This window comes from Streptomyces sp. WMMC940, assembly GCF_027460265.1.
Classification (GTDB): Bacteria; Actinomycetota; Actinomycetes; order Streptomycetales; family Streptomycetaceae; genus Streptomyces.
Window position 1 is genome coordinate 4,528,080 of record NZ_JAPZBC010000001.1, and the last position, 11,895, is coordinate 4,539,974.

General features: G+C 71.4%; 9 protein-coding genes and 1 tRNA gene. 4 read left to right on the top strand and 6 right to left on the bottom strand.

What is annotated here, in order from left to right:
- Positions 1 to 97: 97 nt before the first annotated feature.
- Positions 98 to 2,629 carry an ABC transporter permease gene (locus tag O7595_RS19945; protein WP_269730020.1) on the bottom strand — a complete coding sequence of 844 codons (2,532 nt, stop codon included), beginning with the start codon at positions 2,627 to 2,629 and terminating at the stop codon, positions 98 to 100.
- Positions 2,630 to 2,681: 52 nt separating this feature from the next.
- On the bottom strand, positions 2,682 to 3,452 hold the full coding sequence (locus tag O7595_RS19950; protein ID WP_269730021.1) for an ABC transporter ATP-binding protein: 771 nt from the start codon (positions 3,450 to 3,452) through the stop codon (positions 2,682 to 2,684).
- A gap of 425 nt (positions 3,453 to 3,877) precedes the next feature.
- On the opposite strand from O7595_RS19950, the gene O7595_RS19955 reads away from it, so the two are divergent.
- Both O7595_RS19955 and O7595_RS19960 read left to right on the top strand, forming a co-directional pair.
- Positions 3,878 to 3,959, top strand: a tRNA-Leu gene (locus tag O7595_RS19955).
- Between the two features lie 377 nt (positions 3,960 to 4,336).
- Positions 4,337 to 5,224, top strand: coding sequence for a Bax inhibitor-1/YccA family protein (locus tag O7595_RS19960; RefSeq protein ID WP_269730022.1), 888 nt, complete (start codon positions 4,337 to 4,339; stop codon positions 5,222 to 5,224).
- A gap of 94 nt (positions 5,225 to 5,318) precedes the next feature.
- Here the strand turns inward: O7595_RS19960 and O7595_RS19965 are convergent, their stop codons facing one another.
- Complete coding sequence (locus O7595_RS19965; RefSeq protein WP_093656142.1) at positions 5,319 to 5,549, bottom strand: DUF4287 domain-containing protein; 231 nt, start codon at positions 5,547 to 5,549, stop codon at positions 5,319 to 5,321.
- A 99-nt stretch (positions 5,550 to 5,648) separates the two neighbouring features.
- Here O7595_RS19965 and O7595_RS19970 point away from each other — a divergent pair, with 99 nt between their 5' ends.
- Positions 5,649 to 5,972 carry a hypothetical protein gene (locus O7595_RS19970; protein ID WP_269730023.1) on the top strand — a complete coding sequence of 108 codons (324 nt, stop codon included), beginning with the start codon at positions 5,649 to 5,651 and terminating at the stop codon, positions 5,970 to 5,972.
- A 54-nt stretch (positions 5,973 to 6,026) separates the two neighbouring features.
- Here O7595_RS19970 and O7595_RS19975 read toward each other — a convergent pair whose 3' ends face one another.
- From O7595_RS19975 to O7595_RS19985, 3 genes are all read right to left on the bottom strand, one after another.
- On the bottom strand, positions 6,027 to 6,881 hold the full coding sequence (locus O7595_RS19975; RefSeq protein WP_269732547.1) for a hypothetical protein: 855 nt from the start codon (positions 6,879 to 6,881) through the stop codon (positions 6,027 to 6,029).
- Between the two features lie 386 nt (positions 6,882 to 7,267).
- Complete coding sequence (locus O7595_RS19980; RefSeq protein WP_269732548.1) at positions 7,268 to 8,488, bottom strand: acetyl-CoA C-acetyltransferase; 1,221 nt, start codon at positions 8,486 to 8,488, stop codon at positions 7,268 to 7,270.
- A 524-nt stretch (positions 8,489 to 9,012) separates the two neighbouring features.
- On the bottom strand, positions 9,013 to 10,020 hold the full coding sequence (locus O7595_RS19985) for an SGNH/GDSL hydrolase family protein (RefSeq protein WP_269732549.1): 1,008 nt from the start codon (positions 10,018 to 10,020) through the stop codon (positions 9,013 to 9,015).
- 143 nt (positions 10,021 to 10,163) lie between these two features.
- On the opposite strand from O7595_RS19985, the gene O7595_RS19990 reads away from it, so the two are divergent.
- A complete protein-coding gene (locus O7595_RS19990) occupies positions 10,164 to 11,549 on the top strand; it encodes a cystathionine beta-synthase (protein ID WP_269730024.1) in 1,386 nt (461 codons plus the stop codon).
- Positions 11,550 to 11,895 lie beyond the last annotated feature (346 nt).

Below are 11,895 nucleotides of genomic sequence, written 5' to 3' on the forward strand. Positions count from 1 at the left end.
GGGGGCCGGGGCGCCGCCCCGGCCCCGTACGCGTCCGGGCCGGGCCCCGCCGCAGGGGCCCGGCCCGGACGCGTGTCCTCGACCGTCCGTGGTGCCGCTACTCGGTCTTGATCGCGGTCAGCATGTTCAGCTTCGCGGCGCTGCGCGCCGGCCACAGCGCCGCGAGGACGCCCACCAGCCCGGCGAGCACCAGGAAGAGGCCGATGCGGTCCCACGGCAGGACCAGGGCGTAGCCCGGGACCTTGTCCCGGAAGGTCTCGCCGAGCGCCCAGCCGAGGAAGGTGCCGAGGCCGATGCCGACGACCGCGCCGAACACGGAGATGACGACGGCCTCCAGCCGGACCATCCGCTTCACCCGGCGCCGGTCCAGGCCGATCGCGCGAAGCATGCCGATCTCCTGCTGCCGCTCGAAGACGGACATCGCCAGGGTGTTGACCACCCCGAGCACCGCGATGATCAGGGCCATCGCGAGCAGGCCGTACATGATGTTCAGCATGGTGTTGATCGCGCCGCCGAACTGCTCGCGGATGTCCTGACGGTCCATCACCGCGATGGCGGGGTTGTCGCCCAGCGCGTCGATCAGGGCCTTCTCGTTCGCCTCGCTCTGACCGCCCTCAGTCTTGACGAAGATCTCCGGGATGTGCGGCTTCACCTCGTGCCGGTCGGCGACCTCGGTGCTCACCAGGACCGGCGAGAGGAACTCGCGGTCCTTGAAGACCGCGCCGACCTCCAGGGTCCCCTTCTTCCTGTCGTTGAAGGTGACGGGGAGGCTGTCGCCGACCTTCCAGCCCTTGCTCGTGGCCGTCTTCTCGGCGACCGCGACGCGCCCCTCGGCGAGGGTGTCCAGGCTGCCCTTCACGACCTCGATGTTCAGGACCTTCTCGACGTCCCCGGGCGTCACCGCCGACGCTGACGGGTAGTCGCCCTTCACCTCGAGGTACACGGCCTGCTTCGGGGAGACCGCCGTGACGCCCGGGGCCTTCTCCAGTGCTGCCAGCACCGACCGGTCGAGGGCCCTGCCGTTGGCCATCGTGACCATGTAGTCGGCCTTGATGTTGTCCGTCGTCGCCTTGTCGACGGCCCTGCCGACGGTGACCCCGAGCACCGAGAGACCGGTGACCAGGGTCAGCCCGATCGCGAGGGCCGAGGCGGTGGCACCGGTGCGCCGCGGGTTGCGGACGGCGTTCCGCCCGGCGAGCTTGCCGGCCACCGAGAAGACGCCGACGAGCAGCGGCCGTACGAGGGCGATGACGGGACGGGAGAGCTGCGGGATCAGCACGATCACGCCGATCAGCGCGAGGAACGCGCCCGCCGCGATCAGCATCCGCCCGGCGTCGCCGCCGGCGGTGGCGCCCCAGACGATGCCGCCCGCGCCGAGGCCCGTCAGGACGCCTCCGATGGAGTTGCGCAGCACCAGCGACTTGGCGCCGGGAGCCGCGTGGACGCTGCCCATGGCGGCGACAGGCGGGATCTTCGCGGCCCGGCGGCCCGGCAGCCAAGCGGCGAACATGGTGACGAGGACACCGACGGCGAACGCGGCGATCACCGGACTCGCGGAGATCACGAGCGGCCCGTCCGGCACCTTCATGCCGAAGGCGGCCATCCCCGAGCGCAGACCCGTCGTCAGTCCGATGCCGAGGACGAAGCCGACGGCCGAGGCCACGGCACCGACGATCGCGGCCTCGATGAGCACCGAGCGGGTGATCTGGCGGCGGGAGGCGCCGACGGCCCGCATCAGGGCGAGTTCCCTGGTGCGTTGGGCGACCAGCATCGTGAAGGTGTTGGAGATCAGGAAGACGCCGACGAAGAGTGCGATGCCGGCGAAGCCGAGCAGGATCTGCTTGAGGGTGCCGAGCCCCTGCTCTATGTCCGCGGCCTGCTTCTCGGCGAGCGCCGTGCCGGTCTGCGCCTCGGCGTTCTCCGGCAGCAGCGGCTCCACCGCGGCCAGGATGCTCGCGGCGTCCGCGCCGGGGGCGGCGGTGACGGTGACGTCCCGGTAGTAGCCCGGCTTCAGGTAGAGCTTCTGGGCCACGTCGGTGTCGAAGAGGACCAGGCTGCCGCCGGCGTTCACGGCACCGTCCTTGGTGGTGAAGACACCGCTGAGGGTGTACTCCTCCACCGGCCCGTTGGTGGCGACGCGAACCCGGTCGCCCACCGCGTACCTGCCCTTGGCGGCGCTGTCCGCGTCCAGGGCGATCTGGTCGGCCTTCGCGGGGCCGCTGCCGTCGGTGAAGGTGTAGGCGGGGTCCTTGCCGTCCTTGCCGGGGGCGAAGTTGGAGCCCTTGTTCGACCAGCCGACGCCGATGAGCTTGCCGTCGGGGTCGGCGACCCCGGCGAAGCCGTCGACGCGGCCGTGGGCGGCGTCGACGCCGTCCAGCGCGGCGACCTTGCCCAGGGTCTTCTCGGAGATGCCGGGCTCCTGCTCGGCGTCGTTCTCGTCGGCGTACGAGGTGACGGCCACGGCGACGTCGTCGTAGCTCTTGGCCGTCTGGTTGCGGAAGGCATTGGAGAGGGTGTCGGCGAAGACCAGGGTGCCGGAGACGAACGCCACGCCGAGCATCACGGCGAGCACGGTCATCAGCAGCCTGGCCTTGTGCGCGAGCACATTGCGCAAGGCGGTACGGAACATGGTGTGAGTCAGTCCTGAGGTGAGGGCCGGAAGTCTGTGGTGGAGCCGCGGGTCAGCTGGTCCGGCCCTTGGCGTCGAACTCCTTCATGCGGTCCAGCACGCCGTCGGCGGTCGGGGCGATCATCTCGTCCACGATGCGGCCGTCGGCCAGGAAGATGACGCGGTCCGCGTACGACGCGGCCACCGGGTCGTGCGTGACCATCACGACGGTCTGGCCCAGTTCCCGTACGGAGTTGCGCAGGAAGCCCAGGACCTCGGCGCCGGAGCGGGAGTCGAGGTTCCCGGTCGGCTCGTCGCCGAAGATGATGTCGGGGCGGGAGGCGAGCGCCCGGGCGACGGCGACGCGCTGCTGCTGGCCCCCGGACAGCTGGGTGGGCCGGTGGCCGAGCCGGCCGGAGAGCCCCACCATGTCGATGACGAGCTGCAGCCACTGCTGGTCGGGCCTGCGCCCGGCGATGTCCATCGGGAGCGTGATGTTCTCCAGCGCCGTCAGCGTCGGCAGCAGGTTGAAGGCCTGGAAGATGAAGCCGATCTTGTCGCGGCGCAGCTGGGTCAGCTGCTTGTCCTTGAGCGAACCGAGTTCGGTCTCCCCGATCCGCACCGAGCCGCCGCTGAAGCTGTCGAGGCCTGCGACGCAGTGCATCAGCGTCGACTTGCCCGAGCCCGACGGGCCCATGATCGCGGTGAACTCCCCCTGCCGGAAGTCCACGGTGACTCGGTCCAGGGCGACCACCTGGGTCTCGCCCTCTCCGTAGACCTTGGACAGATCCATGGCGCGGGCGGCCACCGCGGTGGCGCGGGCGGTGGTGGGTGTGGTGGTCACGAGTCGGCTCTCCTGTCGCGGCGTTCGTGGGGACCGCACCATCGTGCTGCCCGGGGCCACGCCGGATCGTCCGTCCCGGTGCCCGTTCCCGGGGCCCTCTCGGGTCTGACGGGGCACCACCCCCGTCCTCCTTTGGTATGACGGCGCCCCCCGGGCCGCGTCCGGGTCCGGCGCGCGCTCCCGGGGCGCCGCCTGCGGGTTGTCCGAGGCGTGCCCGGGCGGCGACTTTCCGTCATTCCCACCGGCGGCACCGGGCTCGCCGGGAGCACGCCTCGGCAGGTGCAAACAGCCGCGAACGAGGGCTGACGCACCCTCAGGCGTCAATAAAATAAGACAACATCGGATCGTTGTTCCGCTGTTGGGGTGAGCCGTACGGATAGGCTCGTGTGCGAACGCAGAGCCGCGTAAGCAGGACCGCGTAACCAGCCCGGATGGTGGAATGCAGACACGGCGAGCTTAAACCTCGCTGGCCTTCGGGCCGTGCCGGTTCAAGTCCGGCTCCGGGCACGTTCATGCGTCCGTGGCGCGAGCGGCAATCGTTGAATTCTTGAACGCTTGCTCGCGCCCGCGCGGCCGCCGGCGTCGCCCGACCGAAGTCCGCCGCCTCCTCCTCTCCCCCCTCCTGGCCTCTCCTCCCGCCGCCCGCCCTGCCGGGCCCGGGCCTCCGTCCGCCGCTCCCGGCACCCCACCCTGCGTGAATTCCGCCGAGCCGGGAATGAGTGAGTCCGTTCACTGGCTGTCATGGGAGGAGAGAGAGCGGTGCGGGGCCCGGGGCCCCGGTCAGTCACGATCGAGGAAAGATCCTCCTTCAGCACTAGGCCGAGGTCTTTGCCCCCGCATTACTCTTGTGTCAAGGCCGCGCAGGGCGGCCATGGAGGAGTGAGATGAGGAGCAGCAACCCGGTCTTCTCGCGACGGGGGTTCAGCCGCGACAACGGCTACGCGGGCTTCAACACCGCGCCGCAGGCCGGGGGCCCCGCAGTCGGCGACAACCCGTACGCCCAGGGCGCGGGCAACCCGTACGCCACCAACCCCTACGCGCCGGCGGACGCCCAGCTGGGTGCCCCGCCGCAGGCGCCTGCCCGCACCAATGTGATGACGATGGACGACGTCGTGGCGCGCACCGCCATGACGCTCGGCACCGTCGTGCTCACGGCGATCCTGTCGTGGGTGCTCCTGCCCGTCGACCCGGCCAACATCGGCAAGTCGTACGGCATCGCCATCGGCGCCGCGCTGGTGGCGCTGGTGCTCGGGCTCGTCCAGTCCTTCAAGCGCAAGCCGTCGCCCGCGCTGATCCTCGCCTACGCGGCGTTCGAGGGCGTCTTCCTCGGTGTGATCTCCAGCGCGGTCTCCACGTACATCGCGGACGGCGTGGTCGCCCAGGCCGTGCTCGGCACGATGGCGGTCTTCGCCGGTGTGCTGTTCGCGTACAAGATGCGCTGGATCCGCGTCACCCGCCGTTTCTACGGCTTCGTGATGGCGGCCGCGATGGGCTTCCTGCTGCTGATGGCGGCCAACCTGCTGTTCGCCGTCTTCGCCGGCGGTGACGGTCTCGGCTTCCGCAGCGGCGGCCTCGGCATCCTGTTCGGCGTGATCGGCATCATCCTCGGTGCCTGCTTCCTCGCCCTGGACTTCAAGCAGGTCGAGGACGGCATCAACTACGGCGCTCCGCGTGAGGAGTCCTGGCTGGCCGCCTTCGGCCTCACCATGACCCTGGTGTGGATCTACCTGGAGATGCTGCGTCTGCTGTCGATCCTGCAGGGCGACGACTGACGCACCGGACGGCCGTACGCCGTCCGGTGAACCGACGAAGGGCCTGTCCGGCATCCGCCGGGCAGGCCCTTCGCCCGTCCTCGAGCCGGGTCCGCTAGAGCAGCTTGCGGGCCGCCCTCCTCAGGTCGTACTCATGGATGATCGCTTTCGCGTGGCCGTACGCGAGATTGTGTTCGCTCCGGAGCCAGCTGACCTTCTCCTCGAAACGGAACAGGGACGGTCCTTCTTCGACGGTGCGCAGCCAGTCGGCGACTTCACGACCGGTGCAGTGAGGGATGCGGGAGAGCAGGTTGCGATGGGTCTCTTCGGAGAAGACTTGGGACATCGGCGCCTCCGGACGCATTGCGCGTGTGGTCCTTCACGTCACCGTGCCTCAGTGTTCGCGTATTGGCAACAGTCCCGCACCGGCGCATAGGGTCGCAGCGTGCTTGATACGACACCTCTGACGGCGGCCGTGGAGCGGTTCGCCGACCGGCTGCGGGCGGCCCCGCAGAGCCGGCTCCAGCGCGGCGCGGCGGCCGAAGGCCTGGCACTGGCCAGGGAGTTGGCGGAGCGCGCCCAGCGGATCGAGACGCCCGGGCGGCAGCCGCGGATCATGCCCGACGCGGGCCTCTTCGCGGTCGCGGACCAATTGGTGGTGGCCGGGACGGATTTGGCCGAAGCGGTACGCACGGGAACGGCCTCGCCGGGGGAACTGGACGAGGCCGTGGAACTGGTCGAGGCGGCGGCGCGGCGGGCGCAGCTCTGAGAGCGCACCCGGGAGCCCTGGGGGCCGGGGCCTGCGGGCCTGACCGTCCGGGGCTCAGAGCGAGGCGATGACGCGGTCCGCGAGGATGTAGACGTTCTCGCCGTCGCCGCCGCAGCAGAACGTCAGGGCGTACGCGCCGGAGACGCCCGAGCCGCCGAGCAGGACCGGCGTCCGTCCGGCGCGCAGCGCCTCCCCGAGCCGCTCCGCGGTCTCGCGGTGCCCGGGGGTCATGCACAGGGTCGTACCGTCGGCGAACACGTACACGTCCAGCGTGCCGAGCGGGCCGGGCCGTACGTCGGTGAGGGCGGTCGCGGTCTCCGCGAGTTCCTCCAGGCGTGCCACGGTGCGCTCGTGGTCGGTCACCACGGGCGTCTGCACCGGTACGAAGTCGGGGTGCGAGGGGTGCCGCCGGCGGGCCGCCGCCAGCTCCGGGGAGTCCTCCGCGAACTCGGCTGCGGGCTCGGCGAGCTCCGCGAGGTCGTCGAGGGCCTCCGCCGCCTCCAGGTCCATGGCCTCCAGCCCCACGAAGTCCGCCTGCCGGGGGACGTAGAGCGGACCGTCCTCGCCGAGGTCCGCCGCCCCGCCGAGCATCGACAGCGGCGACTCGCCGGCGAAGTGCGGTGCGTCGGCCGCCTCGCGGGCCTCCTGCGCGGCCCAGAAGGCGCGCGCCTCGGCCAGCTCGCGCTCGCGCTCCTCGGCCAGCGCCTCGGCGACGGCGGCGCGTATCTCGGCGGCGGGTGCGCTGCGGGCCTGCGGTACGGAGCCGAGGGGGACGCCGCCCTGACGGCTCACGGCGGCCAGCTCCGAACGCAGGGCGGTGACCTGCCTGCGCAGCCCAAGAGTGTTGTGCAGGGCAGCGGCGCCCACGGCCGTGGCAGCGGCGGTGGTCAGCAGCAGGGCGAGGGACATGGCGCTCACTGACGTACTCCCGGTTCTGAGGATTCCCCGACTTACTACATCAGCTTGTCGTGAGCCCACACCTGGTGTCAGTGCAATACGTCACGAAAGGGACGCGACTTTGGGTCGGATGTTTACCTGCGTGACGCTTGCGACCTGGGAAAACGCGTGCCTGCGGGAGATAGGTCACATCCTGGGGGAGATTAGGTCACGGCTGGGCGACGGCGGGGTTGAGAAAGCGGTTGCCGAGGGACGGGGAGGGGTTTCGCTGCCCCCCGGTGCCGCGCGCCATGTGCGCGGAAACGGGGCGCGGCGCGCACGGCCCCGGTCCCGTGCGGGCGGGGCGTCGCACACGGGCGCGACGCCCCGCGCCGAGCGGCGCTCAGCGCGCTCGCGCCTCAGCTGAGGCGCTCGATGACCATCGCCATACCCTGGCCGCCGCCCACGCACATCGTCTCCAGGCCGAACTGCTTGTCGTGGAACTGGAGCGAGTTGATCAGCGTGCCGGTGATGCGGGCGCCGGTCATGCCGAAGGGGTGGCCGACCGCGATCGCGCCGCCGTTGACGTTCAGCTTCTCGAGCGGAATGCCCAGGTCCCGGTACGACGGGATGACCTGCGCGGCGAACGCCTCGTTGATCTCGACCAGGTCGATGTCGTCGATGGTGAGTCCGGCCCGCCGCAGCGCCTGGTTGCTCGCCTCGACCGGTCCGTACCCCATGATCTCGGGGGAGAGGCCGGAGACGCCGGTGGAGACGATCCGGGCCAGCGGGGTCAGGCCCAGCTCCCGTGCCTTGGTGTCGGACATGATCACGAGTGCGGCCGCGCCGTCGTTGAGCGGGCAGCAGTTGCCGGCGGTGACCAGTCCGTCGGGGCGGAAGACCGGCTTCAGGCCCTGAACGCCCTCCACCGTGACGCCGGCGCGCGGGCCGTCGTCCTTGCCGACGACCGTGCCGTCCGGCAGCGTCACGGGCGTGATCTCGCGCTCCCAGAAGCCGTTCTTGATGGCTTCCTCGGCGAGGTTCTGGGACCGCACGCCGAACTCGTCCATGTCCTGGCGGGTGACGCCCTTGAGGCGGGCCAGGTTCTCCGCGGTCTGGCCCATCGCGATGTAGGCGTCCGGGATCAGGCCGTCCTCGCGCGGGTCGTGCCAGCTCGCGCCCTCGCTGGCGGCGACGGCGGCGGTGCGGGCCTCCGCCTCGGCGAAGAGCGGGTTGTGGGTGTCGGGCAGGCCGTCGGAGGTGCCCTTCACGGAGCGGGAGACCATCTCGACACCGGCCGATATGAAGACGTCGCCCTCGCCGGCCTTGATGGCGTGAAGCGCCATGCGGGACGTCTGCAGCGAGGACGAGCAGTAGCGGGTGACGGTGCAGCCGGGAAGGTGGTCCATTCCCATCTGCACGGCCACGATCCGGCCCAGGTTGTGGCCCTGCTCGCCGCCGGGCAGGCCGCAGCCGAGCATCAGGTCGTCGATGTCCTTCGGGTCCAGCTCGGGGACCTTGGCCAGTGCGGCCTGGACGATCGTCGCGGTCAGGTCGTCCGGCCGCAGGTCCTTCAGCGAGCCCTTGAAGGCCCGTCCGATGGGGGAGCGGGCGGCAGAGACGATCACGGCTTCGGGCATCACGGCTCCAGTGAGGTGCTTGGGGACGACTGTCTGGAAGTTACCCCTACGTATCGCGCGGGTCACGGTACGGACCGTGTGATGCGGGACTCTTTTCTAAGCGCTCGCTTAAGCATAGGGCGCTTCGGGGTCGGACGGTCGGGGTGGCGTCCCTCCCGGCCCGCGGCCCCCTTCCCGGGCCCGATCGCTCCGGTACGGGACCGTTCCCGGTTCCCCCGCGCGGCCCGCGGCGGCGCGGTTGCGGTCCACGATGGCCGGCCGCCCGGTCCGCGGCGACGCGGTTCCGTTCCCGGCGTCGGCTCGTCCGGCCCGTGGCGGCTCGGGACGGGAGCGTTCCCGTTCCGCTTCCCGGGCCCGATCGCTCCGGTACGGGACCGTTCCCGGTTCCCCCGCGCGGCCCGCGGCGGCGCGGTCCCGGCCCGTCCACGGCGACCCGGTCCCGGCCCGTCCACGGCGACCCGGTCCCGGCCCGTCCCTGCTCGTCCCGGACCGGACCGGGCGGAGGACCGGCACGGGCCGCGGGTTCACTCCGCTCCCCGGCCCCGCGCCTCCGCGGCCCGGCTCTCCGAGGGGGCGGGCTCCGTCGGGACCGGCAGGCGGCGGCGCCTGCGGTGCTTCAGCAGCGCCCACGGGGCGCGGGCACCCGTGACCTCGGTGCCGGCCTCGCTCGCCGCCTCCGCCGCGGCCTTGGCGACCGGAAGCATGCCCTCGCGGCGGTCGGCGTCCAGCCTGTCCGTCTCCGGCCACAGGCCGAGCGCCGCGCACAGCGTCGGCAGGACCGCCATCGCCGCCGTGGCGTACCCCTCCGCCGAAGGGTGGTAGTTGTCCGGGCCGAACAGCTCGCGGGGGTTCGCAGCGAACTCCGGGCCCAGCAGGTCGCCCAGAGAGACCGTTCGGCCGCCCTGCTCCACCGCGCCGATCGTCTGCGCGGCCGCGAGCTGCCGGGAGACCCGGCGGGCGAGCCAGCGCAGCGGCTGGTAGACCGGCTCGATGGTGCCGAGATCCGGGCAGGTGCCCACCACCACCTCCGCGCCCGCCGTCCGCAGCCGGCGCACCGCGGCGGACAGGTGCCGCACCGACTGCGTCGGGGGCATCCGGTGCGTCACGTCGTTCGCCCCGATCATGATCACGCAGACGTCCGGGGCCCGGGCGGGATCGCGCAGGGCAAGCCCCACCTGCCGTTCCAGGTCGTCGGAGCGCGCACCGGGCTGGGCGACGTTCATCAGTTCCACCGGGCGCTCGGCCACGGCCGCGAGTCCCGAGGCCAGCAGCGCCCCCGGGGTCTGCCCCGCCCGGCGCACGCCCTGCCCGGCGGCCGTCGAGTCGCCCAGCAGGGCCAGCCGTAGCGGATCGGAGAGCCCGAAGGCCGTGCCGTAGATGCCGTCCGCCCCGGGGGGAAAGGGTGCCGTGCCGCCCCCCACCGATCTTTTCGCCAGCTGCACCTCGGCCAGCAGAAGAGTCACCGCCGCAGCTCCGAGCAGACCGATCCCGCCTCCGCCGTATGCCGCGCCCGCCGCGATGCGCCGCGCCACCCTCGCCCTCGACACAGTCCCAGCCACCTCCTCGTAGCCGTGCAGTCGTCCAAGAGCTAACTGCCCCGTAACGGCCGCAGCCCAATCTCGCGCCGAATGCGCATACGCTGACGGAACCACTACGGAGATCCCGGAGACTTACGGTGCAATTCCACGACTCGATGATCAGTCTGGTTGGCAATACCCCGCTGTTGAAGCTGAACAGCGTGACGGCGGGCATTCAGGCGACGGTCCTCGCCAAGGTCGAGTACTTCAACCCCGGCGGATCGGTGAAGGACCGCATCGCCCTGCGCATGATCGAGGCCGCCGAGCAGAGCGGAGAGCTCAAGCCGGGGGGCACGATCGTCGAGCCGACGAGCGGCAACACCGGCGTCGGGCTCGCCATCGTGGCCCAGCAGAAGGGCTACAAGTGCGTCTTCGTCTGCCCGGACAAGGTGTCCACGGACAAGATCAATGTGCTGCGCGCCTACGGTGCCGAGGTCGTCGTCTGCCCCACGGCGGTCGACCCGGAGCACCCGGACTCGTACTACAACGTCTCGGACCGGCTGGTGCGCGAGACGCCGGGGGCCTGGAAGCCGGACCAGTACTCGAACCCGAACAACCCGCGTTCGCACTACGAGACGACCGGTCCCGAGCTCTGGGAACAGACCGAGGGAAGAATCACCCATTTCGTGGCCGGTATCGGCACCGGCGGCACCATCTCCGGCACCGGCAACTACCTGAAGGAGATCAGCGGCGGCAAGGTCCGCGTCGTCGGGGCGGACCCGGAGGGCTCCGTCTACTCCGGCGGCTCCGGCCGGCCGTACCTGGTCGAGGGCGTGGGTGAGGACTTCTGGCCCACCGCCTACGACCCGAACGTCACGGACGAGATCATCGCGGTGTCCGACAAGGACTCGTTCCAGATGACGCGCCGTCTGGCCAAGGAGGAGGGCCTCCTGGTCGGGGGCTCCTGCGGCATGGCAGTCGTCGCCGCGCTGCGCGTGGCCGAGGGCCTCGGTCCGGACGACGTCGTGGTCGTGCTGCTGCCGGACAGCGGCCGCGGCTATCTGTCGAAGATCTTCAACGACGAGTGGATGAACGACTACGGTTTCCTGGAGCAGGCAGGCGACCAGCCGCGGGTCGGCGACGTGCTGGAGCACAAGGAGGGCGCGCTGCCGTCCCTCGTGCACATGCACCCCGAGGAGACCGTCGGCCAGGCCATCGAGGTGCTGCGCGAGTACGGCGTCTCCCAGATGCCGATCGTGAAGCCGGGCGCCGGGCACCCGGACGTCATGGCCGCCGAGGTCATCGGCTCCGTGGTGGAGCGGGAGCTGCTGGACGCGCTCTTCACCCAGCGCGCCTCGCTGAACGATCCGCTGGAGAAGCACATGAGCGCCCCGCTTCCCCAGGTCGGTTCCGGTGAGCCGGTCGGCGACCTGATGTCCGTGCTCGGCTCCGCCGACGCCGCGATCGTGCTGGTCGAGGGCAAGCCCACCGGTGTTGTGAGCCGCCAGGACCTGCTGTCGTTCCTGGCGCTGTCCGGGAAGTAGACGGCACGGGACCGGGGTCCCCGCGCGAAGCAGGGATGCGCGGGGACCGCCGCACCCCCGTGACCGGGGGGCGGGACGACGGCGGTCCCCGCGAGGGACGCGGTCCGGGTCAGGCCGGTCTCACGTCCGGGCGTCCATGGAGGTCCGGGAGCCGCTCCGGAGGTCCTTGACGCCGACACACCTCAATGTGCCGGACGCGTGTTAAGCGGGTGCTGCGCCGACGTGTCGCGCTCGTACCACTTCGGCGAAGCTCCGTACGCGGCAAGCCCGGTGGAGCCGTCGGCCGTACGCGGCACGCCCCGTGGACCCGGGGTCGGCAGGGGCACCGGGCCGGCGCGGCCGGGAG

Excerpts from the sequence above, each read along its gene's own strand:
- O7595_RS19945 (WP_269730020.1), bottom strand. The coding sequence starts at position 2,629 with ATGTTCCGTACCGCCTTGCGCAATGTGCTCGCGCACAAGGCCAGGCTG.
- O7595_RS19960 (WP_269730022.1), top strand. The coding sequence starts at position 4,337 with ATGAGGAGCAGCAACCCGGTCTTCTCGCGACGGGGGTTCAGCCGCGAC.
- O7595_RS19965 (WP_093656142.1), bottom strand. The coding sequence starts at position 5,549 with ATGTCCCAAGTCTTCTCCGAAGAGACCCATCGCAACCTGCTCTCCCGC.
- O7595_RS19975 (WP_269732547.1), bottom strand. The coding sequence starts at position 6,881 with ATGTCCCTCGCCCTGCTGCTGACCACCGCCGCTGCCACGGCCGTGGGC.
- O7595_RS19980 (WP_269732548.1), bottom strand. The coding sequence starts at position 8,488 with ATGCCCGAAGCCGTGATCGTCTCTGCCGCCCGCTCCCCCATCGGACGG.